A 23,717-nucleotide genomic window follows, 5' to 3' on the forward strand; every position below is an offset into this window, starting at 1 on the left:
AGGTACTCTAGGGATAACAGGCTGATCTCCCCCAAGAGTCCACATCGACGGGGAGGTTTGGCACCTCGATGTCGGCTCATCACATCCTGGGGCTGGAGCAGGTCCCAAGGGTTCGGCTGTTCGCCGATTAAAGTGGTACGTGAGCTGGGTTTAGAACGTCGTGAGACAGTTCGGTCCCTATCTGCCGTGGATGTTGGAGATTTGAGAGGATTTGTCCCTAGTACGAGAGGACCGGGATGAACATACCTCTGGTGCACCGGTTGTCGCGCCAGCGGCACAGCCGGGTAGCTAAGTATGGACGGGATAACCGCTGAAAGCATCTAAGCGGGAAACCCACCTCAAAACTAGATCTCCCTGAGGGTCGTGGTAGACCACCACGTTAATAGGCCAGATGTGGAAGCGTGGTAACACGTGCAGCTAACTGGTCCTAATCACCCAATAGGCTCACTCTCACACCATCTGAAAAGATGGCCCGTGCACAGAAATCATCCATAACCGCGTCACACGCTAAAACACCAAAACGCACCAACCGCATCCACACACCCTAAAGGGTGGTCTGGATGACCTGGTGGCCATGGCGGGGAGAGTTCCACCCGATCCCATCCCGAACTCGGCCGTGAAAACCCCCAGCGCCTATGATACTGCGGCTTAAGCCGCGGGAAAGTCGGTCGCCGCCAGGTCTTCCAGTCTACCCTCACAAATCTTCTCATAACAAAATCAACACAATCACCATCGCGGGGTGGAGCAGCCCGGTAGCTCGTCAGGCTCATAACCTGAAGGTCACAGGTTCAAATCCTGTCCCCCGCAACCATGAATTCCAAATGAAAAGACACGATGAACCCGCCCTTACTCGGCGGGTTTTTGTGATCGGAATCCCGTGTAGGAGGAAATCGGGCTGACGGAAAGGTCGTCCTATCGATCTGGAGGCCTTTGTCGGATGGCGTGAGAATAATCGCCTCGATCAGTGAACGGATCACCTCGGCCGCCTCCTGGCGCTTCTCGTCTAGGGTGTGTCGTCAGTTAATTCCGATGATGGCGGGAACGAGTTATGCTGCTGCGAGGAACGTTGACTTCAGCTTGTTGTAGCGTGTTGCTATGCCCCTGAACTGCTTCAGCCTGGCAAGAAGCGTCCAATGATGTTTCTGTTTTGTAGAGATGGAAGCTGATTTTCCGTGGATCGCGTCGGTTTTTCCCTGAAGGGATAATCGGTGCGATCTGCCGTTCTTCTATCTTTTTGATAAGCGGATCAGCATGTCGGCCATAAAGGTTGCAGGGTCGACTTCATCCAGCAGGGGATATGCTTCTTTGATGTCCGCTCTCTGCCCGGGCGTCAGGGATAGGGCGACCGTCTTTCCTGCAGCATCGACAATGGCGTGGATTTTCGAAGTCAATCCGCCGCTGTCCCGCCGACATGACCTTCACGACCCGGGAAAATATCCTTTATCTGCTCCCACTGACCATCGCTCAGACCATACCAACGCATTCACACTCTCCCTCTCCCTCTCCCTCTCCCTCTCCCTCTCCCTCTCCCTAAAAAACAGGGAGAAAACATCACTGGTCGGATAGAAGTACAATCGCGCTAATTGACGACACGCCCTGGTGTGTTTGTCAGCGCGGGACGGCTGGTTGGGCACTGATAGCAATACGCGCTTTGCTGACATCCGCAGCGGAAAGAGCCGGAGCGGCATTCCCCCAGCTATTGCGGATGTAGGTCAGAATGTTCGCAATTTGCTCATCTTGCAACTTCCAGCCAAAGCCGGGCATTGCAGCACCAGTGGGGTTTGTGTGTGTCGCAGGGCCTTCCGTGCCTTTGAGCACGATATTCAGCAGGCTATCGGGGTTTGACGCATTGACAGCTGGGTTATTCCGGAGGTCCGGGATCATGTTAGAGATACCCGCACCACTACTCCGATGGCAGGCACTACATTCCACCATAAAGTCCCGATGGCCCGCAGTGATCTGCGCATTCGAGGTAGCCAGAGGCTGGGGAGGGGAGACAGTGCGGGGTGGTAAGGCTTTGAAATAGGCTGCAATGGCCTTCAGGTCTGCATCCGTCAGATGCTGGGTTGAGTTTACGATGGCTTCCGTCATCGGGCCAGATGCTGCCGTATAGCGATTGGTGCCGCTGCGCAGATACGTTACGATATCGTCCGCAGTCCATTGGCCAAGGCCGGTGTGGGTATTGTTGGTCAGGTCAGGCGCAAACCATCCCTGAAGAGATGCACCCTGAAAAGAGTCTTTTGTATCGCCGCCAAGGGCATTCTTGGGGGTGTGACAGGTGCCACAATGTTCGAGGCTCTGGACCAGATAGGCACCACGGTTGATTTCGTCATTCTTTGACCTATCAGGAACAAAAGCGGCATCCTCAAAGAACAGGATGTTCCAGAACACGAGCAGAGTGCGGATATTGTAAGGAAAGGGAAGTTTATTGCTCTCTACCTTATGGCTTACAGGGGGAAGGGCGCGAATATACTCCCAGAGATCAGCAATGTCGGCATCGGTGATCTGGCTGTAAGCCGTGTAGGGCATGGCGGGGTAAAGATGTCCGTTCGATCCTTTACCATGACGCACGGCGTTATCAAACTGCTCGAATGTCCAGTTACCGATACCGGTTTCTTTATCAGAAGTAATATTGCTGGTGGTGATGATTCCAAAAGGTGTTTTCAAATCAAGGCCACCGGCAAAAGGCTTGCCATCTGTTGCGGTGTGGCAGGCAAGGCAGTCCCCCGCAATGGCGAGGTAGCGGCCATGTTCCATGCGCGCATTCACAGGCGTATTTTGAGCATGGACTGTGCAGAGTGGAAGCGCTGCGAGAGACAAAACAACGCCACTGCGAAGACTGATGTGCAGAGCACGCTGAAGAAGATTTCGTGTCATGATTATAATCTCACCAGTGGGCCAGGTTTTTTGAGATACAGTTCTTTTATAGCCTTAGCCGTCCATAGGGTCGTTGCGCCCACGGCAACCGTAGGATTGTAGCCGGCATTGTTGGGGAAAGATGATGCGCCGATCACAAACAGATTGGGTACGTCCCAATTCTGCTGATAGCGGTTTTGCACGCTGGTTCTCGGGTCTTCTCCCATGACGACACCACCCTGCACGTGAGAGGAATCCCACGGCGTGTAGCCTGAATAGGGATCGTCCGCCAACGAGACGCCTTTGACTTCCCGCGCCCCCATTTCTTTAGCAATCTGCACACATTTATCACGAATGAATCGGCCTGAACGGCGATCATTTTCATTATAATCGTAGGTAATGCGCAGAAGCGGTTGTCCAAACCGGTCCTTGTATGTTGGGTCCAGATCCATGAACTGTTCACGGTGCGCAAAATTGGTGCCCTGGCCCTGAATTTGTGCATAGTTTTGGTAGCTTTTCTGGAAAGCTTTTTTCCAGCCTTTGCCCCAGCGTGGACTGCCTTCCGGTACAAGACCGGACATGCCAATGGGGAGGCCCTGGTTGCACAGGGATTGAATGCCGGCGCCGCCAATAAATCCTAGCCCGGTATGGTCAAAATTATCGCCGTTGAAATCGTCAATCTGGGTTGCGAGAGCTCCTGTATTCATGAAGGGGTTGAGATATTCATTTTCAAAAAACATGAAGGCCCAGGACAAGGTCTGGAACGTGAAGGCGCGTCCTACGACACCTTGTCCGGTGTTGACATCATAAGGTGTACTGATCCCCGACAGGAGGAGAAGCCGCGTATTATCGAGCGTGAATGTGGCGGTGATAACAATATCGGCTGGCTGCTCCCCAATATTGCCGTCTGAGTCAACAAAAGTGACACCTGTAGCCATTTTTTTATCAGGCGTTGTATTAATACGGACAACTTCTGATTCTGTGACAACAGTGAAATTCGGACGCTGCATGAGAACTGGCAGAATGCAGATGTTCGGGCTGGATTTTGACCAGTTGCCACACCCGTAAAGCTGGCAGTAGCCACAGTATGTGCAGGGGGCCAGATTAATGCCGAGTGCGTTGGTATAGGGGCCGCCGATCATGGCGGACGGAACCGGGAAGGGGGAGTAGCCCATCCGTGTTGTGGCTTCTGAAAACAGAATGTTGGCGCGTGTGCGTTCCAGGGCTGGGGTGGGGTAAGGACTTGTTCGGGAATCTTCAAACGGGTTGCCGCCAGGCTGCTTTACACCATTGATGACGCCTGCTGTGCCGGATGTGCCGGCAATTTTCTCAAACCGGTCATAGAACGGTTCAAGATCATTGTATGTCACACCCCAATCCTGCAGAATCAGGCCATCCACCAGCTGTTTGGCGCCATAACGCTCCATAACGCGGCTATAGGGCTGGTGGTCAAAAGACTGCCAGCGCCAGCTCGCACCCGCCCAATGGGTTCCGGCCCCGCCCACGTTATTGCCCAGTGTAAGATTATGGTATTTGCGAAGAGGGAGTGCTGTCTCGCCCGGTCGGTTGCGCACTGTATAGGTTTCGGTGACTGGTGCCTGAAGGATGTCCTTGCGGATGGAGCCGCTTAATTCGTCCGGATTACGCGTTGTCGGAAAGCTTGTTGAGGTATCGCGCCATGCCCCGCGCTCAATGGCCACAACATTCAGGCCTGCGCGCGTCAGTTCTTCGGCCATCGTGGAGCCAGCCCATCCCAGCCCGACAATAACAACATCGGCTTTTGGTCTTTTATAATGCATTAATTTGCACCTTATTTTTATACTGTGGCATAGAGCGCCACATCATCTTTTCTAGAGATCAGAGGGCGCCGCCTCTGTCAGGTCGTCCTCAGAAGGCTGACGGGTTGCACATCAATTTTTTGCCCGCGTTTGGAAACAATCCAGTCACGGTAATCATAAACTGCGCCCGGGAACCCAACCAGTTTCCAGCCCACCATATCGCGGTTGCCCCCATACATTGGGTCCGCGAGATATCCTTCACGCACGTTCTGGAGAAGGAGGGTAAAAAAGTCCTTGGCTTTCACGGTTTCGAACTGGATCGTTCCGGCTTCCATGCCTTCAAGGAAGGCGACTTTCTGGTCTTCGGTAAGATCCGGAAAGGCTTTGTCAAATTTTTTCCGGGTGACCGTGTTCAGTTCAGCCAGGCCTTTGCGGTAAATTTCCGCAGGGGTCGCAATGCTTTGCGGTCCCTGTTGGGGCGTTCCTTCTACGACCGGCCCTAGCTTGTAATCTTTAGCAGCGGAGCCAAAGGGGCCGGCAAGCTGATGATCAAGGAAGGTCACGCATCCGGCTTCGGTCGCACCCATACCAAGTTCATCGGGGGGGATGAGAACGTCAAACACTGTCCCAACCAGCTTTGCTTCATCCTGCGTCAAATACACCAGCCGGCTGGAATCAACGACTGACAACGGCGGCGGAGGTTGCGCTTTCCACGCGCTACTCCCACCAACAAGCGTTTTTGAATAAGCGGGCTTATAAATGGAGGCCAGTGTGCTTGTTGCTAACAGCACCAGCCCTCCTTTTAAGGCGTCACGGCGTCTCATAACTGTCGTCCTCTCGGGTTTCTGTGGAAAATAGACAGAAAAACCAAGTGTTTTGATGATTTTGAAAAGTGTCTTCAGAGACTGCTGGCTGCATTGCCCAAACGGTGGCCATGCAGACTTTCCGGCAGCGGGAAGGAAAGACTGATGAAAGGCGGCTTTAAGGCATTGACCCCTGCGTTATTGGGCGGCAGGCGTTCTGTCTGCGGAATTGGCACCAACATGCGACGATCAGCGGTAATAAACAGCGCGTCACCATCAACCAACCGCGGATCTTCAAACAGAACGAGTTTCTTTTCCTCGGGCGTCAGGACCATGATCCGGCCGCGTTCGGCGTCGGCAAAATAGAAATTATCCAGTGTATCAATAGCCGTTCCCATCATGGTGGGCATCTCAGTTACTGTTTCAATTTTCTCTGCGCGTTGTGCATCCGTCAGGTTGTTGTCCAGCAAAGCCGAGACGGGCAGGCGACGCAGCGGGCCGATAGGGGTGGAGAAGTAAAGCCATTTTCGGTCCGTCGTAATTTCCAGCATGTCCGAGTGGACAAGGGGGCGTTTGCCATCCTTATCCCGGAAGATGTGTCCGTCTCGTCCGATCATGGGTTTGGCGTATGTCGCCCGGAGCAGAGGGTGCTCAGAGAGCCGTCGCACCGTGTTTCCGGTGCGCATATTATGAACGATAATACCGCCTAGTCCGGAATCTGTGACGAACATGAGATCACCGGCAATGCGCAGATCATTCATCGTCGCGCCCGGAGGCAGGATATCTTTTCCCCAGCGCAGACTCTGCAGCACTTTGCCGCTTTGCGGATCAAGCTGAACCAGCTTCTGGCCGCCGGGCACGGTGGCGTTTGCCTTCGGGTCTATGCCCTGATCCACAACCCACAAGGTATCATCACTAAAAATATGTAGGCCGTTGACCATCAGAAATGCCGTGGCTGGGTCCGCGCTGGGCGTCCACTGGTTCCACATGCCACCAGGGAACGGCTGAAGCGTTCCGTCTGCAGAAGCGCGGAAAACACCGGGTGTATCATCCATCGTTTCCCAGCGGGGCGCGCCAAGGAAGAGCGTGCCATTCCGTGTCGCGGCAATGGCGTTACACAGGAAACGGGGAGACGATGCGATAACCGTTGCGGGGAGACGCGGTGGTTGGTCCGCAGCCAGCGCGCGTGAAGCACCGGTTGCGCCAAGGGCTCCTAGCGCAACACCGCTGGCAAGGCCCTTGAGGGCAGAACGCCGTGACAGGGCGTGACTGAGCAGAGGGAAGTTATTGGACATGGTCGTCTCTTCTTTTTTTATTCTTTTTCGAATTTTATGAGAGAGCAGGACTTTAGGTGGGAAGGGAAAGCCTCCGGATTTTACCAACAACAAAGAGATAGAGGATAATTGCCACAATGCAGTGTGCTGCGACGAAAACAAGCGCGCCATCATAGGATTTTGTCAATGCGACAATGTATCCAATGACGATTGGTGTGACGATGCCGGCAATGTTACCAACCCCGTTAAAGATACCCGCCGCAAGGCCGGGTGTTTCTTTTGGGGCAATATCGGAAATGACAGCCCAGCCAATGGCTGCAATCCCTTTTCCGAAGAAGGCAAAGGACATGACAGCAACAATGAGCCACCCGGACTGGATGAAGTTGCATAGACAAATGGAGGACGCTGCTGCCATGCCAAGTACGTAGGGCGTTTTACGGGCGATGTTTTCAGAACGACCGGTACGCAGAAGCTTGTCTGACAATGCACCGCCGAAGATTGCCCCGGCAAGGCCGCACAGGGCCGGAACGCTGGCGGCAAACCCAGTTGCCGTGAGTGAGAAGCCGCGTGACTGGTGCAGATAAAGGGGGAACCACGTTAGGAAGAAATACAGCAGCGCCGTAATACAATACTGCCCGCCATACACGCCAAGCAGCGTTCTGTTGGTCAGCATGAAGCGGATCTGTTTGCGGGTGAGAGTTTGTTTGACCTGCAAGGCGGGGTCATCAATGTCCACCAGCGCCCCGCCATCACGCATATAGGCCAGTTCTGCCGCGTTCACGCCGGGATGTCGGGCAGGCGGATACATTCTGGCCAGCCAGATAATGGCCAGTACCATGCCAAGTGCGCCCATCAGGCTGAAAATGTATTTCCAGCCGAAGGTCTGAGTGACCCAGCCCATCAATGGGGCAAAGAAGGCGACCGCTACATACTGCGCAGAATTGAAAATGGACGTGGCCAGACCGCGTTCTGATGTGGGGAACCAGCTTGACACGATACGGCTGTTAGCCGGGAAGGTAGGAGCTTCCACAAGTCCGAGAGCAGCCCACAGCAGGAACAGGGTCGGGAACATCAGGGCATGCGGAACATGAGAAACGCCTGCAATGGCCAGTGTGCAGACAGACCAGGCAAAGAGGCTGACCCCATAGACGCGAATAGAGCCGTACCGGTCCAGAAGCCAGCCACCGGGCACCTGATTCAGCACATAGGCCCACCCAAAGGCGGAGAAGATGTAACCCATCGAAATAGGGGTGAGCCCAAGATCCTGCGAGATGCTGGTGCCTGCAATCCCCAGTGTGGCGCGGTCCCCGTAGTTAATGGCGGTGATTGTGAACAGGAACGCAAGAACACTATAGCGTACGGCGGTCCGCTGCCCCACGCGTGCTGTTTCGGGTGTTCCTGTAGCATGTGTGACGGTGGAGCTTGTCGGCCCTCTTGTTCTGGTCACCCTGTTTTCTCCTTTGTGCGTGTTGTGCCAAGACTTCACGCGACCTTTCAGAAAACAGGGAACGCATTCGATTTGATTAGGTCAAAATTAAACTTCGTATGGATCGATGCAGGATCAGCATTGCTGACGGGGGAACGCGGGAGCAGACGTCAGGGATGTTATAACGTGAGCGTAAGAACCGGCGTGGTTTCTTTTGTAATTTGGCTGACAACAGCCATCACGCTGCGCAGCAGGGGGCTCGTGTCCTGCGCGCGATGGGCCATGTAAAGCTCGGCCAGAATGTCATCCCCAAACGCCAACGGACGGCAGATAACATTTCCGATATCAAGCCGTGATGCGGATTCGGGAATTAGCGCCATTCCTACGCCGCTTCTGACGAGGGAGAGAAGAGCGTGGATCTGTGTGAGGTGATGGATCAGGCGTGGCTGGATGTTTGCGCTGACGAGGAGCCGCTGCACGAGATCGTGAAAATAGCCGCCGCCCAGCACCGAATACATAATGAGATCCTGCCCATCCAGATCCATGGGGGTTAGGGTCTCATGGCTTGCCAGAGGATGATGGGCCGGTAAGGCTGCCACGATCGGCTCGGACCGGACGGGCAGAAAAGTAACGTTCGTTGCGCCAAAGGGCGGCCGCACAAAGGCCAGATCCAGCCTGTTTGACGTTAGTGCGGTGATCTGATCCCGCGTGATCATCTCTTCCAGAATAAGCTCAATATCCGGATACTTAGCCTGAAGGGCTGAAATCAGCCGCGGCAGGAAGTCATAACTGCTTGAAGGGGTGAACCCGATGGCAATTTGCCCCAGCGCCCCGCGCCCGGCGCGGCGTGCCGCCAGTACAGCATCCTCAGCGCCCCGGAGTAGGCGTCTTGCTTCCGGCAGGAAGACAATCCCGGCCTGTGTAAGGCGCACATGGCGGCTAGTGCGCTCCAGCAGTGCGACACCAAGCGCATGCTCGAGCAACTGGATCTGCCGGCTGAGGGGCGGTTGCGTCATGTTCAGTCGGGCTGCAGCACGCCCAAAATGAAGTTCTTCTGCAACGGCGACAAAACAACGCACCTGAGTGAGCTGAAGCATCGATATCAATCCTATCTCGATCAATGCTGTATCTAAGTTGGACACTCTTCCTCTGTCACGTCCTAACTTGCCGCACAAACACCCGCCCCTTGTTTTGGAGAAGGCGGGGGCAAGGAGAGTGAGAGCATGACGAAAGATGCCGGAGTTCAGCCAGACGCGGCTGCGAATGCTCCCGAAAAGCGCAAGCTTCGGAGTGAGAGATGGTTTGGCCCGGCCGATTTACGTAGTTTCGGACATCGTTCCCGTGCAATGCAGATGGGGTATGACCCGGAAGATTGGACGGGAAAACCCGTTATTGCCATCCTTAATACCTGGTCCGACATTAATCCCTGCCATATGCATTTTCGGCAGCGGGCAGAAGACGTCAAACGTGGAATTCTGGAGGCGGGCGGCTTTCCGCTGGAACTTCCCGCCATTTCTCTTTCCGAAAACTTTATGAAACCCACAACCATGTTGTATCGCAACATGCTGGCGATGGAAGCCGAGGAGCTGCTGCGGGCTTATCCGGTAGATGGGGCGGTGCTGATGGGCGGGTGTGATAAAACCACACCCGGCCTTCTGCTTGGTGCAACCAGCATGGATATCCCGGCAATCTACGTGCCAGCCGGACCGATGCTGCGGGGCAACTGGCATGGGAAAACCCTTGGTTCTGGCGCCGATTCCTGGAAATACTGGGACGAGCTGCGGGCAGGAAAAATCACACAGGAAGACTGGCAGGGCGTGGAAGCCGGGATTGCCCGGAGTGCTGGCACCTGCATGACAATGGGGACGGCCAGTACCATGACGGCGATTGCGGAAGCGATTGGCCTCTCGTTACCCGGCGCAAGCTCAATCCCTGCGGTTGATTCCAATCACATCCGGATGGCCAAAAGCTCTGGCCGGCGCATTGTTGAGATGGTGTGGGAAGACCTGAAGCCATCAAAAATTCAGACAAAACCGGCATTTTTCAACGCTATTGCCGTGGCGATGGCCATGGGGTGTTCAACAAACGCCATTATCCATGTCATTGCCATGGCACGACGTGCAGGTGTGGATATCGGTCTTGATGATTTCGATCGCGCCAGCCGCAGTGTGCCGGTTATCGCAAATGTGCGGCCGACTGGTCAGACCTATCTGATGGAGGATTTCTATTACGCCGGTGGTATTGCGGCCTTGATGAACCGTATTTCCGAGTTCTTGACACTGACCTGCCTGACGGTAACGGGCAAAACAGTTGGCGAAAATATCGGGAACGCTGAGGTTTATAACGATGATGTGATCCGCCCGCTCGATAAACCGATGTTCACCGGGAAAGACGGAGGAGCGCTGACGGTTCTGCGCGGGAATCTTGCCCCCGATGGCTGTGTGATGAAGCCGGCATGTTGTGATCCGAAGTTTCATAAACACAGCGGACCAGCTTTGGTCTTTGATGACTATCCCAGCCTGAAGAAAGCGGTTGAGGACGAAACGCTGGATGTGACACCTGATCACGTTCTCGTGCTGCGTAATGCGGGGCCTTGGGTGGGCCTGGCATGCCGGAGTGGGGCATGCTGCCAATCCCCAAAAAGCTTATCAAGCAGGGGGTGCGCGACATGCTGCGCCTTTCAGACACCCGCATGAGCGGGACCAGCTATGGGGCCTGTGTGCTGCATGTGGCACCGGAGAGTTATATCGGCGGCCCATTAGCGCTTTTGAAAACAGGAGACATCATTTCCATTGATGTCGAACAGCGTTCAATTTCCATGGATGTTCCAGAGGACGAACTGGAGCGGCGTCGTGCAGCATGGGTGCCTCCCAAATCCCGTTATGAGCGCGGCTATGGCTGGATGGCGGCCCATCACATGCGACAGGCTAATGAGGGGTGTGATTTCGATTTTCTCCAGACTGATTTTGGCACGCCTGTGCCGGAACCGGTCATTTATTAAACCTCTCCGGTCGAACAGGCAGGCACAGGGTGATGAAGATGCAGAGAAATCCGATACGCAAAATCTGGGCCGAGGGAAGAGGCGCCATTAACGGTTGGCTTTCTATCGCAAGCTCTTTTTCCGCTGAGATTATGGCCTCTTGCGGCTATGATTCCGTGACGATTGATACACAGCATGGTGCTGTTGGTTATGACACCATGGTCGCTATGCTTCAGGCTATGCGGGCATCGGGTGTGGCGCCAATGGTTCGCACGCCCTGGCTTGAGCCGGGTGCCATCATGAAAGCGCTTGATGCCGGGGCATGGGGCGTCATCTGCCCGATGGTCAATACGCGCGCGGATGCAGAGCGGCTTGTTTCCTATGTTCGGTATCCGCCGCATGGTTGCCGAAGTTTTGGTCCGACACGGGCAAATTTTGCACTTGGAAGCGATTATGCGGCTGTTGCCGATGACGAGGTGCTCTGTTTTGCGATGATCGAAACAGCTGAGGCGATGAGCAATCTGGAAGAGATTGTCCGCACACCCGGTCTGGATGGCGTTTATGTCGGTCCGGCAGATCTCACGCTGGGGCTGACAGGCAGGCGTTACCGCACCGGGTTTGATCGTGAAGAGCCGGAGATGCTTGAGGCCATCCATCATATCAGGACGATGGCTCACGCGGCTGGGCTCCGCATGGGGTTGCACAACGGCTCGGCTGCCTATGCCGCCAAAGCACTCTCATGGGGGTGTGATCTGGTCACAGTTTCCAACGATGTGCGCCTGCTTGCGCAAGCCGCACAGGACAGTGTTGCAGAGGTGCGGCGCCTGATCGCTTCACCGTCTGCACCGGAAAAAGAGGGGCCTGCCCAGCACGAAGTTCCGGCCTCTTATTAACCGTTCTTTTTTCTTCAATATCCCTGAACAGCAGGAGTAAAAAATGGCGATAATTCCTCACGTTATTGGTGTGCAGCATACGGAGGGGCATGGCACGCGTCGGTCTGATGTCTTCAACCCGGCAACGGGTGACGTCGCGCATCAGGTGGCATTGGGTGATGCGGATGACCTGGAAGCGGCGATTGCGGCTGCACAAAAGGCTTTTCCAGGCTGGGCCGAAACGCCGCCGCTGACGCGTGCACGTATCCTGTTTAAAGCCCGTGATTTGATCGAGGCGCATCGTGACGAGCTGGCTGCTATTATTACCGCTGAACACGGGAAAGTGCTCTCAGACGCAAAAGGTGAAGTGACACGCGGGCTGGAAGTGGTGGAGTTCGCCACGGGGGCACCTGAGCTTCTCAAGGGCGAATATACCGAACAGGTCAGCCGCGGCATTGATGCGTGGACCATACGCCAGCCTCTGGGCATTGCCGCAGGTATCACACCGTTTAACTTCCCGGTCATGGTGCCTTTATGGATGGCACCCATGGCCATCGCGACGGGGAACTGCTTCATCCTGAAGCCCTCTGAGCGGGACCCATCAGCATCTGTTCTTCTGGCGGATCTCTTCAGGGAAGCCGGGCTGCCGGACGGTGTGTTCCAGGTGGTGCATGGTGATAAGGATATGGTTAACGCCATTCTTGAGCATCCTGCCATCTCAGCGGTCAGCTTTGTTGGCTCCACTCCCATTGCAAAACATGTGTACGCAACCGGCACGGCAGCCGGCAAGCGGGTTCAGGCCCTAGGTGGGGCGAAGAACCATGCCATCGTCATGCCCGATTGCGATCTTGAAAAGACCGTTGATGCCTTGATTGGCGCAGCCTATGGATCAGCCGGAGAGCGCTGTATGGCCATTTCCGTTGCTGTGGCGGTTGGTCCGATAGCGGACCCGCTTGTCGAAATGATTGCAGACCGCGCTAAGGCGCTGCGTATTGGTGTTGGCACGGATGAACGCAGTGAAATGGGGCCGGTTGTCACCGCACAGCATCGGGCAAAAATTCGGCAGCTGATTGATACAGGTGTTGAACAAGGCGCGACTTTGGTTGTCGACGGGCGTGAGCTTGTGGTGGAAGGGCATGAAAACGGATTTTTTCTCGGCGGTACGCTTTTCGATAACGTGACCACGGAGATGGAGATCTACCGCGAGGAAATTTTTGGCCCGGTCCTGTGCGTAATGCGTGCGCCAGATTTTGAAACGGCTCTCGCGCTGGTTAATGGCAGCCCGTATGGGAACGGTACTGCCATCTTTACGCGGGATGGGGATAGCGCACGCACCTTCTCGCATCGGGTCACGGCAGGGATGGTCGGGATTAACGTGCCGATCCCGGTGCCGATGGCGTTTCATTCCTTTGGGGGGTGGAAGGATTCCCTGTTTGGCGACCACCATATGCATGGTCCGGAAGGGATACGGTTCTTCACACGTATGAAGGCTGTCACACAGCGCTGGCCGACAGGTATTCGGATCGGGGCAGAGTTTTCTATGCCAACACATGGCTAAACCGACCGCAGACTAAAAAGGAGCGCGTCAGCTGTCAGCAAGATAGCAGCGTTCCAACTTTACAAAAACAACAACAAAGAAATCGATAATAAGAACAATAAAAGAGGTTTCAGAATGTTTTACTTTTATTCAACTCTGTAGTGGCCGCGTGTCATGCGGTACTTTCCTCTCATCGTGGCTTTGGTGGTTGCGATGTTGGTTCCTGCGGCCGAAACCTGGGCACAGTCTACAGTGACTGGCCCGGGCGCTCGACCTGTAATTCTTAACGCGATACCGCCTGATTCGGACTATCCTCCCGCTCCGCCCGTCACGCATCTTCTGGAGGGCGACGTGGGACGCTGGCGGTCATCGCTTTCAAAAAAAGGCGTTGATATTCTTCTGGATGACTGGTCTGAATTTGCAGGCAATCTTACGGGAGGCACACGAAAAGCACAGGATTTTGCAGGGCAGGTGGCCTTAGAGGTTGATCTGGATTGGGGGAAAATTTTCAATATTCCGGATTTCACGACCACAATCACTGTCGTTCAACGTCATGGCAGAAGGCTTTCAACAGATGCTCTGCAGGATGGGGTGGTTAACCCACAACAGATTTATGGTGGGGGCGGGAACGTGCTCATACATCTGGTATATTTCTACGCACAAAAGAAATGGCTGCATGGCAGGATTATTTTGACGGCAGGACGCTATGCGCCGGGCCCGGATTTTGATTCCAGCCCGCTGCAATGTCTGGTCATGGGGCAGGCGACCTGTAGCCAGCCACGTGCAACGACATTGACGGATGGGTATTCTTCCTGGCCCGGAACAGCATGGTCCGCAGTCCTGCGCGTGCGCCCAACCAAGCCAACGTATGTCACGTTTGGAGCGTATGAGACCAGCCCCCTCAAAGGTGGCACGGCTGGCACGGATTGGGGTGGTGACCACATAACCGGCGTAACACTGGCCCTTGGTGGAGGGTATGAGCCGGCGTTTGGACCTCACAGGCTTAATGGTCATTATAAAGCAGGTATGCTGTGGGATTCTTCCCCGCATGCATACAATAATGCAACAACAGACGCTCCCACACGGTGGCGGCACGGCCAGATGATCAGCTACATCGCATTTGATCAGATGCTGGTGCGTAACGGGAAATATTCGGATAGCGGCATCATCATTCTGGGTGGTTATACGCATGTGACGTCCGGGATCTCCGTTATCTCGGATCAGGCGTATGTGGGGATCGAAGATGTCGGGCAGTTTGCAGGCCGCCCGCGTGATGCGCTGGGTCTGACATGGTCTGCTCTGCGTTATGGTCCAAATGTCAAATCGGTTTGGCAGCCGGGGCAGGGGGCTGTTCTGCTGGATCCTCTCTCACCCAACAAACCTCTTCTGGCCAGCCGGGAGTCCATATTCGATGCGACCTATAACGTCCATGTTTGCAATGGCATCGATATTGCACCGGATTTTCAGTATTTCTGGCGGCCGGGAGGCTCCGGACGTGTCAGGAATGCCGCAGTGCTGGGGGTGAATGCCCATGCCACGTTATGACGATGCTGAAGGAAGAGTTTCGGATAGGGTCATGCGTTTGTGTGGCTAAAAATTGGCATCTTTTACAAGAAGAAAAACCATGTTCATGAAGCCAAATATGTTGGTTCCGTCTTTTACAGCGTTAAGCCCGCGTTATGTGCCTTCCTGGCTCTTATGGGGGGCTCTGGCTGTTTCTGCCGGTACAATGGTCTATTCGTCCTTTATCGTGCCAGTTATTCCAGATTTTGCACGTTGGTCCACAATAGGGCTGGATATCCTTTCGCTGAGCATTGCAGTTTTTGTGATGCCAGCAAGCTTTGTGATTGGTTTCCTGGGGTCTCTCCTACCTTTTGTCATCAGTTGGCGGGTTGCGGCTATTCATGGTTCGTTTCCTGGTATGGCGAGCTCCAGTATTACGTTCCTGATTTATCTAGCACTTTATGCGGATTGCATGATCCATGACTGGACGCATTTTCGGGCCTCTGGATGGAATGGGCACCTGCAATGGCAGCTGGCGGTAATTCGTATCTATTTTGGTTTTGATATGGTCGGGCATTTTTCTGAAAAACTCTTTGCCGGAGTGGATTCCTTCCACCATATGGCGCAGGTGTTTGTTGGGTTTGGCCTCTCCTCTGGTGGGAATGCGGTTATTGTGGCGGGTTTGTGTGAGCTTGCAATCGCGATTGGTGTCGGGATGGGTTTTTTAACGCGCCTGGCTGGGGTCGGAGCGGCACTTTATTATCTGATTGCCAACCAATATGGCCGCCATTTTGAGGATGGCTTTACGTGGAATAATGCTCCCGTCGGCGGCTGGGAATATCCGATGCTCATGATCGTATTTTTTGCCAGCTTTGCTATTGCGGGTGCGGGAAAATTCTCTCTTGATGGCTGGCTGATTGCGCATGGGCGGATGCCGCGCTTCCTGATGCCATTCTGTGTCTCAACGCGCCCAGATTATGTGATGACCAGGGACTGAAGGGTATGCTCTGGAGATAGGTTTCAGGTTAGGTAGATATCTTGAGTGATAATTATTGTGTATGTATTGAATAAAGATATAAAATTATGGAAGTATTTATCACATAGGCGTGATAAATGAAAGATTTATTTGATTTATACTTAATTAATTGTAGGTTGTTTTTCGATCCGATGGTTTCGGCATCAAATTTTCTACTGCGTGACGTTTATGATTTTGCAATCTTGGCGGAGGGAAAGAGTAAACGTCACGACTGGGTCAATAATAACATCTTCAATAAGGTACCCTTTGCAATGAAAAAAATATTTGCAGCTTTTGCGTCCACTCTTTTGTGTGCCTCACCCGTGTTGGCGCAGGCAGCCTCGACGGCGCCGCAGCTCAACATTACGACAGATGCTGCGATGGATATGGCGCATTATGCGGTTGGTCTGGCTGAAAGCCGTCACCTTAAGCTGTGCATTGCTGTTGAAGACACGGATGGAAATCTCGTCGCGTTCATCCGGATGCAAGGCGCATATGCAGGATGTGTAGAAGCTTCAATTGCCAAGGCAAAATCTGCAGCACGATTTGCCCGCAATACAATTGAGTTTTTTGATGCCGCACGCGCGCAAAATCTTCCAATCGGTTTTGTTCCGGGCATCCTGCCTTCAGCGGGCGGTGCGGTTTTCAAGCAGGGTGAAACTGTGGTCGGGAGTATTGGCACCAGTGGTGATACGAACGAAGCCGAGCAGGCGCTTGTAGTTGATACGGCAAAGCATTTTCACTGAAGCGTCATGCGACAGGAAATGCTTTTTACAAAAATAAAAGTTGGTAAAACTTCTTTAGGTCAGGACGTCACATGAAACTTAAATTTCTCGGGCCTTTGGCCATTCTTGCAAGCTTTTCCACAATGGCTGTGGCGCTGGCTGATGACGGCAAGGTACTAACGCGCACTGTGCTCAGCAGTGCTGGCGCAAAAAGCTTGCTGAATGCAGCAGAAGCAGCAGCAAAGCAGCGGAGCATGAAAGTGAGCATTGCGATTGTGGATGCCTCAGGCAGATTGCTGGCTTTTACAAGGATGGATGATTCTCAGACTGGGACTGATGAAACAGCCATCAAGAAGGCCCGAACGGCGGCTCTTTACAGTTCCCGTGGGAAAGTGCTGGCGGAACGTGTCAGTCAGAATCAGGCATTCCTCACAACGCTGCCGGGCATTACGGCCGTGCCGGGTTCTGCCCCTGTCATGAACGGCCAGTATCTTATTGGTGCCGTGGGTGTGAGTGGTGCCACGGATGATCTGGATGATGCGGTAGCGACGGATACCGCTGGTAGTTTTCATCCATAAAAATAAAAGAAAGAGATAGAATTTGAGGCAATAAAATTCTATCTCTTTCTTTGTTGGCGGACGTTGAAGGAATGGTGGTTAGTTAGAGAATCCCGATCTTGATAGTTGAATATTCCAGATGATGTTCGTAACTTAATGTCATTGCTAGGTTGGGACTTATTTTTTTGAGATGGAAGATGAAGCTTGCTGCGATGTGGATTGCAGATATGAATGTATGAGCGCAGCGGTCCTATCTGGTCGCTAAACGTCGCCAGTCTTTCAGCTTTGCGAACATATTTTCGATCAGATGGCGCTTTTTATATAGATGCCAGTTGTAAGGCGGCTTTGATTTCCACGTCGCTTCGAGGTGTCTTCGAGAACGCCTTGCCGACGGCACCGAAAGTCGTCCTGATGAGCGCACCTGCCAGGGTGCGCTCGACGTTCGTGGCATATGCCTTACACTGTTGCAAACACAGGGGGCGATGCTGAAGTGGGTGGACTGACATAGGCGATATCAAGCGCACAAACGGCACACCAGATAGCCTGGGACCTTTGGTGCGATTGCTCTGGTAACCTTCCATCCCATGACCTTTTCCAGCCTGCCGTAGGATTTAAGACGCGCTACGCAGGATACGTGAAATCGCCGAAGCATTTGGCAGGAAAAAGCAGCAAGAATATCGGAATGCCCGATAGAGCGTCCCATTCATTTTTGGCCAATACCCGAATTGTGCGTGTTTCTTCAGCAGTTCATTACCGGCCTGCGTAACGATAAAGCTTACATCCGCATTTGACGCCTCATTCTGATGTTGCAACTACGGACCATTAAGACGAACATTCTGTACCTTCTCCGATATCGCGGGTGTGACGTAGATGCAGGCCATCTCCACGTGGGGGCTACATCAACCAAGACCGGATATCGGCGCGATAGGGATTTGCGCGGGCGCGGGTTATACCGTCAACGCGGTTAATATTGGGTCCATGTTCCGTAACGGCTGGGACAATTTCATCCGTTCCATTGACGCACTTCCGCTGATTGAAGCCAGGTCCAATGCCCGCACAACGGATGCAGAAGGAAGGGGGGATGCCACCATGCCTCTGGCCCGTTGACGGAAAAAGGGTACCGCATGAGGATCTGCGTCAGGCATGGGAATATTATTATACGCCCGCGCTGAATGTTCGACTGCTCCCGACTTCGCAGCGCTGTGCAGTCTGAAACAGATCGTCACGTATGTTCGCTCAGCATCACGCGTCGGTTGGTATCCAACTTATCCTTGGAGAATATGGACCTCATTTGCCGCTCTGAGCAAAGGTTGCCACGAGTTATAAACGGACCGGCAACATCCGTGCTGTTCAAATTCTGCCTCAAAAATCCTTCTGAAACAGCATCTTCGCGTAAATGCGTTTCATGCTGGGAAAATAGTTCCGAATAGAGAACGTTTTTTCATTGCAACGAGCGTGTGTTTGTGATGAGACTTGTTAATACGTTTTATGAAATTCGTATTACTGGAGTCCTCATGAGCCTCTCATCATTCCTCCGCAAGGGCCTGCTTGCCAGTGTTTGCGCTGCAGTGTCTGTTACAACTGCATCTGCAGCATCGTTGAAGATTGGTTATAGTGACTGGCCAGGTTGGGTCGCGTGGCAGGTCGCCATTGATAAAGGGTGGTTGAAAGAGGCAAAGGTTGATGCCGATTTCCAGTGGTTTGACTACAGTGCATCGCTAGATGCGTTTGCCGCCCATAAGCTAGATGCAGTCATGGCGACAAATGGTGACGCTCTTATGACCGGGGCGAATGGCCATAAAGGCGTGATGATTCTTGCTACAGATTATTCTGATGGCAATGATATGGTCGTCGCGCAGCCGGGCATTACCAATATGCAGGAGCTCAAAGGTAAATCGATCGCGGTAGAAGAAGGGTTAGTAGACCATTTGCTTCTGCTTAAAGGGCTGGAAAAATCTGGCTTGAGCGAAAAAGATGTTAATCTTGTTAACACAAAAACAAATGAGACGCCGCAGGTTCTGGCCTCCGGGCAGGTTGCAGCTATTGTTGCATGGCAGCCGAATTCTGGTCAGGCGCTTCATGCTGTTCCCGGTTCTAAGCCTGTGTTTACCTCGCACGAAGTGCCAGGGCTGATTTACGATACTATTGTTGTTGATCCGCAATCCCTGCACGATAATCGTGACCAGTGGCAGCGTTTGGTTGGGGTGTGGGATCATATTGTAACGTATATCAATGACCCTAAAACACAGCCTGATGCCTTGCGGATTATGGCCGCGCGCACTGGCGTAACTCCAGCTGCATACAAACGTTTCCTCAAAGGCACACACCTACTTACGATTTCTGACGATAAAGCCGTTTTTGTAAAACAGAGTGGTTTGGGTTCTTTGTATGGTTCAACAGAAATTTCCGATAAATTTAACGTACAGCAGGGTGTTTACAAAGAGCATCAGGATATCGATAGTTATATCGATCCATCACTAACCACATCTGTTAAATAAAGGTGGGGCAGGAGAACGTCATGCAAGGCTTCTTTGCTTCATGGAGGCTATTTGGCCGAACAGACCGGATGTTGCGGAATATATTCGGTATTCTGGCGGTAATCCTGCCTTTACTTGCATGGAGTGGGGTGAGTTACCTTCCATTTATTTGGCATCCTCAGGTCCTGATTACCGATCCAGGGGGGGAAGAGTATCTGGAAGAAGGGATGCGGATGAACCGGGCTGATTTTGCGCGTGCTGTTAAAGAAATGCAGATGCAGCACCAGCCGGTTCCGCAAGGCATTCCGAGTAATCCCGTTTATCTGCCATCTCCGGGTGAGGTTCTGAAAGCGTTTGTAAACGCTTTTACATCTTCAGCACCAGTTGGAGCAGAACACTCTATTACGCAGGCTTTTGCGCACAGTATTCAAATCATTTTCTGGGGCTTTGTGATTTCTTCCTTGATGGGAGTGCCACTGGGCATTCTATGTGGTGCTATTCCGGCCTTTTCCCGGCTTATTGAGCCGTCTGTGGACTTTTTTCGTTACCTGCCTGCTCCGGCCTTTGGCGCGCTTGCCGTCGCTATTCTTGGGATTTATGACGCGCCTAAAATTGCTATTATTGTTATTGGCACTTTGTTTCAGCAAATTCTGGTTATTGCCAATACAACGCGTAAGCTCGATTTTGCGCTGGTTGAAGCATCCCGCACGTTGGGGGCCAAAGGCCTTCGGCTTCTCTTTCGCGTGATTCTTCCAGGTATTTTACCAGACCTGTATAGAGACCAACGTATTCTTTTGGGGTGGGCCTGGACTTATCTGATTGTTGCGGAGCTGATCGGCACATCATCTGGGATCACATGGTTTATTACGCAGCAGGCACGCTACCAGCATTTTGATAATGTATATGCCGCCATGGCTCTGATCGGCATTGTTGGTCTTGGGACGGATATGTTTCTTGGATTTGTGGGCCGGAAAGTGTTCACATGGAAAAGGGAGAATGGCTGATGTCTGATCATACAGGGCAAGCTCTCCCGGACTATCGTATCCTTCCGGCAGACGTGGCGGCGCGTATGGCGCAGATCAAACAGCGCGACTACGTGTTGGAAGTGGACCATGTCAGCAAGGTATTTACGCAAAAGCGTAACCGCACTGTAGCGCTGGATGACATTGAGTTTGGTGTGCATAGGCGTGAACTGGTCTGTGTGGTCGGCCCGTCCGGCTGTGGCAAGTCCACGCTCATTCGCATTCTTGCCGGTTTGGAAGATGCCTCAAGCGGACGTATTCTTATGGACGGAAAGCCCGTAAGTGGGCCGGGTTCCGACCGAGGAATGGTTTTTCAGAAATATACGCTGTTTCCATGGCTGGATGTGTGTCGCAACGTTATGTTCGGCATAGAAATGGGAGGCGTTGACCGCCTTGAGGCGCAACGTCAGGCTATGCAGTGGCTTCAGATGATCGGTCTGGAGCAGTTTGCCACGGCTTATCCTCATCAGCTATCCGGTGGAATGCAGCAGCGTGTGGCCATTGCACGTGCTCTCGCCGCATCTCCCCGCGTTTTGTTGATGGATGAATCCTTTAGTGCGCTGGATGCTCAGACGCGCACTAAAATGCAGAATTACCTGATGGAGATCTGGCGGAAAATCGACATTACGATTGTGTTTATTACGCATGATCTGGATGAGGCTATCTATCTTGCTGACCGTATTCTTGTGCTTAAGCCGCATCCGGGCCGGATAGAGGAGGTTATTGAAGTGCCTCTTTCCCGCCCCCGCCGGGCAGAGCAGATGACGTCGGCTGAGTTTCTGGCGACCAAGGCACATCTTGAAGGACTTATTCGCTCGTTTGGTACACAAGATCATGTGGACGATGAGGATGTGGAAATCGATCTACCGCTCCTCACTCTTGTTACAGACAAGGTCGAGTAAGGAGATAACGTTATGAGCGGAAAAGAACAGATCAGTCGTGTCAGTATCTCATTGTCACCCAGTATTCTGCATGAACTGGATGCCATGGTGGCGGCAAAAGGATATGCCAGCCGCTCTCAGGCTATTCAGAATATTCTGCATCAGGAGTTGATGGCTTGCCGTCAGGAAAGTGGGGATGAACTCATGGCGGGCGTTATTGTGCTTTTTTACAATAATGCTGCAACAAACCTGCAACAGAAACTTGCCGAGCTACAATATGAAAACCTTGCAGAGGTCATTAGCTCCCTGCATGTCAATCTTGTGCGTAGGCAGACACTTGAAGTGCTTCTGGTTCAGGGGAAAGTTAAAAAACTTCAGGAAATTGCAGACCAGTTTGTAACTCTTTCTGGTGTTATTTCTGGTCGTCTGCATCTGATCGCATCCCTCATTCCTCCTGTTCATGAAAAAGGACGGGAACTGACACTTGATATGGAAGCGTCCTGAAACGCTTTTGACTATCCCTGACCAAATACAGGAGATTTTTATGCAAATAGACCAGCAAACGCCAGACTGGTATCGTGCCCGTTACAACCAGTTGCGGGATCAGGCTCTCCAGTCAGAACATAGTGCCCGCACATCTGGGGCGCCTATTGAAATGACAGATGACAGTGTTCTGCACCGGGAGACCATACCGGGTGGATGGTATTGGAGCACGTTTGTGCCGCGTGGTCAGGCGCTGCGGCTCATTAATACTGCGGGTAATAATGGTGTCTCAGTCATGTTGTGGAATGCCGACGACATGAGCGAACGTTATAATGCAGGGGATACCATCAAGCTGCAATGGACGACATGCCTGACAACGGGGCGTGTTTTGTTTTCGGATATGGGGCGTGTTCTGGCCTCCATTATTGGCGATACCTGTGGTTTTAGCGATACGCTGGTCGGCGGTAGCACCCCACAGAGTAATTTGCGTAACTTTGGTTCCGAAGGTTTGCGGAATACCCGCAATAACTTGCGTCTGACAGCCGGTAAATACGGTTTGGCGCAGCATGATGTTGCATCCTGCATTACGTTTTTCTCCCATATCAGCACGCAGGGGGATGGCAGCTTTCAATGGGTGAAAGGTGATGTGCAGCCGGGTGACCATGTTGATTTGCGCGCAGAGATGAACCTGCTCGTGGCTGTATCGAACTGCCCGCATCCGCTTGCACCAGATACGGAATTTTCTCCTCAACCGATTGAGGCAGTGCGTTGGCAGGCTCCTGAACCTGCTGCGGATGATTTGTGCCGGACTTTTTGTGAAGAAGCGCGGCGCGGATTTGACAACACAGACATCCTTTTTGCCTGATTCAGGAGCCAGATTTATGTCAGAACATGATGTCAGCAAGGTCTTTTCAAAAATAACGCTCGATCAGGTTGTCGCTGCACGCACACCATGGTCCGGGGTGGTGCGTAAAGGGCAGGTGCTCCGTATTATTGATCTGGAAAGCCAGCAGGCAGTGGATGCCTTGTTTTACAACGCACATGCGTACCATGAACGTTACAGTGCACAGGATACTCTGGTTAATCAGGGTTCTGCCTATATTGGAAAAGGGACCTGCCTGTATTCCAACCAGGGCAATGTACTGATGACAGTGGTGGACGACACCTGTGGGCGGCATGACACACTGGCAGGTGCCTGTAGTTGTGAGTCCAATACTGTGCGTTTTGGCCACGAGACAAAATACATGCACGCTTGCCGTGAAAACTTCCTTCTGGAAGTTGGAAAATACGGAATGGGAAAGCGTGACATTGTGAATAATGTTAACTTTTTCATGAATGTTCCCATCTTGCAGAATGGGGAACTGGTTATTGATGATGGGTTGTCTGACCCCGGTGGTTATGTGGACCTGCGGGCAGAGATGGATACTCTGGTCGTTATTTCCAATTGCCCGCAGGTCAATAACCCCTGCAACGGTTTTGTGCCGACCCCCATTCGCGTCGTTATCGGCGATCCCGCTTCGATCTGATA

At 52.9% G+C, this 23,717-nt stretch carries 20 protein-coding genes, 1 tRNA gene, 2 rRNA genes and 2 pseudogenes (1 of these 25 only partly in view); 18 read left to right on the forward strand and 7 right to left on the reverse strand.

The window, feature by feature from the left end; translation table 11 throughout:
- From AGA_RS04740 to AGA_RS13420, 4 genes are all read left to right on the forward strand, one after another.
- Positions 1-452 (forward strand): 23S ribosomal RNA (locus tag AGA_RS04740); it begins 2,289 nt to the left of the window's first position.
- 112 nt (positions 453-564) lie between these two features.
- Positions 565-680, forward strand: a 5S ribosomal RNA gene (gene rrf, locus AGA_RS04745).
- Positions 681-733: 53 nt separating this feature from the next.
- Positions 734-811: transfer RNA gene (locus tag AGA_RS04750), tRNA-Met, on the forward strand.
- 557 nt (positions 812-1,368) lie between these two features.
- Positions 1,369-1,566 carry a hypothetical protein gene (locus AGA_RS13420; RefSeq protein ID WP_157065305.1) on the forward strand — a complete coding sequence of 66 codons (198 nt, stop codon included), beginning with the start codon at positions 1,369-1,371 and terminating at the stop codon, positions 1,564-1,566.
- Between the two features lie 42 nt (positions 1,567-1,608).
- Here the strand turns inward: AGA_RS13420 and AGA_RS04760 are convergent, their stop codons facing one another.
- The 6 genes from AGA_RS04760 to AGA_RS04785 all read right to left on the reverse strand — a co-directional run bounded on the left by AGA_RS04760 (position 1,609) and on the right by AGA_RS04785 (position 9,234).
- The gene (locus AGA_RS04760; RefSeq protein WP_194299305.1) at positions 1,609-2,877 is read right to left on the reverse strand and encodes a c-type cytochrome; all 1,269 of its coding nucleotides are present in this window, start codon (positions 2,875-2,877) and stop codon (positions 1,609-1,611) included.
- Positions 2,878-2,879: 2 nt separating this feature from the next.
- Positions 2,880-4,283: a GMC family oxidoreductase gene (locus tag AGA_RS04765; RefSeq protein ID WP_231946015.1), complete on the reverse strand. Its 1,404-nt coding sequence runs from the start codon at positions 4,281-4,283 to the stop codon at positions 2,880-2,882.
- Positions 4,284-4,732: 449 nt separating this feature from the next.
- Positions 4,733-5,458, reverse strand: a complete 726-nt coding sequence (locus tag AGA_RS04770) for a gluconate 2-dehydrogenase subunit 3 family protein (protein WP_059023250.1) — start codon at positions 5,456-5,458, stop codon at positions 4,733-4,735.
- Between the two features lie 74 nt (positions 5,459-5,532).
- On the reverse strand, positions 5,533-6,732 hold the full coding sequence (locus AGA_RS04775) for an SMP-30/gluconolactonase/LRE family protein (protein ID WP_059023251.1): 1,200 nt from the start codon (positions 6,730-6,732) through the stop codon (positions 5,533-5,535).
- 52 nt (positions 6,733-6,784) lie between these two features.
- Positions 6,785-8,158 carry an MFS transporter gene (locus AGA_RS04780; protein ID WP_083503548.1) on the reverse strand — a complete coding sequence of 458 codons (1,374 nt, stop codon included), beginning with the start codon at positions 8,156-8,158 and terminating at the stop codon, positions 6,785-6,787.
- 158 nt (positions 8,159-8,316) lie between these two features.
- A complete protein-coding gene (locus tag AGA_RS04785; protein ID WP_059023253.1) occupies positions 8,317-9,234 on the reverse strand; it encodes a LysR family transcriptional regulator in 918 nt (305 codons plus the stop codon).
- A 126-nt stretch (positions 9,235-9,360) separates the two neighbouring features.
- Between AGA_RS04785 and araD the strand changes: the two are divergent.
- From araD to AGA_RS04820, 7 genes and pseudogenes are all read left to right on the forward strand, one after another.
- A pseudogene (araD, locus tag AGA_RS04790) lies at positions 9,361-11,138 on the forward strand (L-arabinonate dehydratase).
- A gap of 32 nt (positions 11,139-11,170) precedes the next feature.
- Complete coding sequence (locus AGA_RS04795) at positions 11,171-12,010, forward strand: HpcH/HpaI aldolase family protein (protein WP_083503549.1); 840 nt, start codon at positions 11,171-11,173, stop codon at positions 12,008-12,010.
- 43 nt (positions 12,011-12,053) lie between these two features.
- Entirely contained in the window at positions 12,054-13,547 is a 1,494-nt protein-coding gene (locus AGA_RS04800; RefSeq protein ID WP_059023254.1) for a CoA-acylating methylmalonate-semialdehyde dehydrogenase, read from the forward strand.
- Between the two features lie 231 nt (positions 13,548-13,778).
- A complete protein-coding gene (locus AGA_RS04805; protein WP_231946017.1) occupies positions 13,779-15,071 on the forward strand; it encodes a carbohydrate porin in 1,293 nt (430 codons plus the stop codon).
- Between the two features lie 97 nt (positions 15,072-15,168).
- Positions 15,169-16,026, forward strand: coding sequence for a DoxX family protein (locus AGA_RS04810; RefSeq protein ID WP_231946018.1), 858 nt, complete (start codon positions 15,169-15,171; stop codon positions 16,024-16,026).
- Positions 16,027-16,142: 116 nt separating this feature from the next.
- Positions 16,143-16,790, forward strand: coding sequence for a GlcG/HbpS family heme-binding protein (locus AGA_RS04815; protein WP_231946019.1), 648 nt, complete (start codon positions 16,143-16,145; stop codon positions 16,788-16,790).
- 71 nt (positions 16,791-16,861) lie between these two features.
- On the forward strand, positions 16,862-17,347 hold the full coding sequence (locus AGA_RS04820; protein ID WP_059023257.1) for a GlcG/HbpS family heme-binding protein: 486 nt from the start codon (positions 16,862-16,864) through the stop codon (positions 17,345-17,347).
- Positions 17,348-17,507: 160 nt separating this feature from the next.
- Here the strand turns inward: AGA_RS04820 and AGA_RS14040 are convergent.
- Positions 17,508-17,678, reverse strand: a pseudogene (locus tag AGA_RS14040) (IS5/IS1182 family transposase); the annotation flags it as partial.
- Between the two features lie 518 nt (positions 17,679-18,196).
- Here AGA_RS14040 and AGA_RS13925 point away from each other — a divergent pair.
- From AGA_RS13925 to AGA_RS04860, 7 genes are all read left to right on the forward strand, one after another.
- Positions 18,197-18,433, forward strand: a complete 237-nt coding sequence (locus AGA_RS13925; protein ID WP_059023259.1) for a hypothetical protein — start codon at positions 18,197-18,199, stop codon at positions 18,431-18,433.
- A 407-nt stretch (positions 18,434-18,840) separates the two neighbouring features.
- Positions 18,841-19,824, forward strand: a complete 984-nt coding sequence (locus AGA_RS04835; RefSeq protein ID WP_059023260.1) for an ABC transporter substrate-binding protein — start codon at positions 18,841-18,843, stop codon at positions 19,822-19,824.
- 20 nt (positions 19,825-19,844) lie between these two features.
- A complete protein-coding gene (locus AGA_RS04840) occupies positions 19,845-20,807 on the forward strand; it encodes an ABC transporter permease (protein ID WP_059023261.1) in 963 nt (320 codons plus the stop codon).
- Positions 20,786-21,727 (forward strand): ABC transporter ATP-binding protein, encoded by a 942-nt coding sequence (locus AGA_RS04845; protein WP_172793719.1) that lies wholly within the window; start codon positions 20,786-20,788, stop codon positions 21,725-21,727. The genes AGA_RS04840 and AGA_RS04845 overlap by 22 nt, the downstream gene beginning before the upstream one ends.
- Positions 21,728-21,739: 12 nt before the next feature.
- Positions 21,740-22,210, forward strand: coding sequence for a nickel-responsive transcriptional regulator NikR (gene nikR / locus AGA_RS04850; protein WP_059023262.1), 471 nt, complete (start codon positions 21,740-21,742; stop codon positions 22,208-22,210).
- Positions 22,211-22,250: 40 nt separating this feature from the next.
- A complete protein-coding gene (locus AGA_RS04855; RefSeq protein WP_059023263.1) occupies positions 22,251-23,054 on the forward strand; it encodes an urea amidolyase associated protein UAAP1 in 804 nt (267 codons plus the stop codon).
- A 16-nt stretch (positions 23,055-23,070) separates the two neighbouring features.
- Positions 23,071-23,715: an urea amidolyase associated protein UAAP2 gene (locus AGA_RS04860; protein ID WP_059023264.1), complete on the forward strand. Its 645-nt coding sequence runs from the start codon at positions 23,071-23,073 to the stop codon at positions 23,713-23,715.
- The last annotated feature ends 2 nt before the right edge of the window (positions 23,716-23,717 follow it).

This window comes from Acetobacter ghanensis (genome assembly GCF_001499675.1).
Taxonomy (GTDB): domain Bacteria; phylum Pseudomonadota; class Alphaproteobacteria; order Acetobacterales; family Acetobacteraceae; genus Acetobacter; species Acetobacter ghanensis.

Bases quoted from the DNA above. Each gene is read 5' to 3' on its own strand.
- AGA_RS13420 (WP_157065305.1), top strand. From the start codon at position 1,369: ATGGCGTGGATTTTCGAAGTCAATCCGCCGCTGTCCCGCCGACATGAC.
- AGA_RS04760 (WP_194299305.1), bottom strand. From the start codon at position 2,877: ATGACACGAAATCTTCTTCAGCGTGCTCTGCACATCAGTCTTCGCAGT.
- AGA_RS04765 (WP_231946015.1), bottom strand. From the start codon at position 4,283: ATGGAGCGTTATGGCGCCAAACAGCTGGTGGATGGCCTGATTCTGCAG.
- AGA_RS04770 (WP_059023250.1), bottom strand. From the start codon at position 5,458: ATGAGACGCCGTGACGCCTTAAAAGGAGGGCTGGTGCTGTTAGCAACA.
- AGA_RS04775 (WP_059023251.1), bottom strand. From the start codon at position 6,732: ATGTCCAATAACTTCCCTCTGCTCAGTCACGCCCTGTCACGGCGTTCT.
- AGA_RS04785 (WP_059023253.1), bottom strand. From the start codon at position 9,234: ATGCTTCAGCTCACTCAGGTGCGTTGTTTTGTCGCCGTTGCAGAAGAA.
- AGA_RS04795 (WP_083503549.1), top strand. From the start codon at position 11,171: ATGAAGATGCAGAGAAATCCGATACGCAAAATCTGGGCCGAGGGAAGA.
- AGA_RS04800 (WP_059023254.1), top strand. From the start codon at position 12,054: ATGGCGATAATTCCTCACGTTATTGGTGTGCAGCATACGGAGGGGCAT.
- AGA_RS04810 (WP_231946018.1), top strand. From the start codon at position 15,169: ATGTTGGTTCCGTCTTTTACAGCGTTAAGCCCGCGTTATGTGCCTTCC.
- AGA_RS04815 (WP_231946019.1), top strand. From the start codon at position 16,143: ATGAAAGATTTATTTGATTTATACTTAATTAATTGTAGGTTGTTTTTC.
- AGA_RS04820 (WP_059023257.1), top strand. From the start codon at position 16,862: ATGAAACTTAAATTTCTCGGGCCTTTGGCCATTCTTGCAAGCTTTTCC.
- AGA_RS13925 (WP_059023259.1), top strand. From the start codon at position 18,197: ATGCAGGCCATCTCCACGTGGGGGCTACATCAACCAAGACCGGATATC.
- AGA_RS04835 (WP_059023260.1), top strand. From the start codon at position 18,841: ATGAGCCTCTCATCATTCCTCCGCAAGGGCCTGCTTGCCAGTGTTTGC.
- AGA_RS04840 (WP_059023261.1), top strand. From the start codon at position 19,845: ATGCAAGGCTTCTTTGCTTCATGGAGGCTATTTGGCCGAACAGACCGG.
- AGA_RS04845 (WP_172793719.1), top strand. From the start codon at position 20,786: ATGGAAAAGGGAGAATGGCTGATGTCTGATCATACAGGGCAAGCTCTC.
- nikR (WP_059023262.1), top strand. From the start codon at position 21,740: ATGAGCGGAAAAGAACAGATCAGTCGTGTCAGTATCTCATTGTCACCC.
- AGA_RS04855 (WP_059023263.1), top strand. From the start codon at position 22,251: ATGCAAATAGACCAGCAAACGCCAGACTGGTATCGTGCCCGTTACAAC.
- AGA_RS04860 (WP_059023264.1), top strand. From the start codon at position 23,071: ATGTCAGAACATGATGTCAGCAAGGTCTTTTCAAAAATAACGCTCGAT.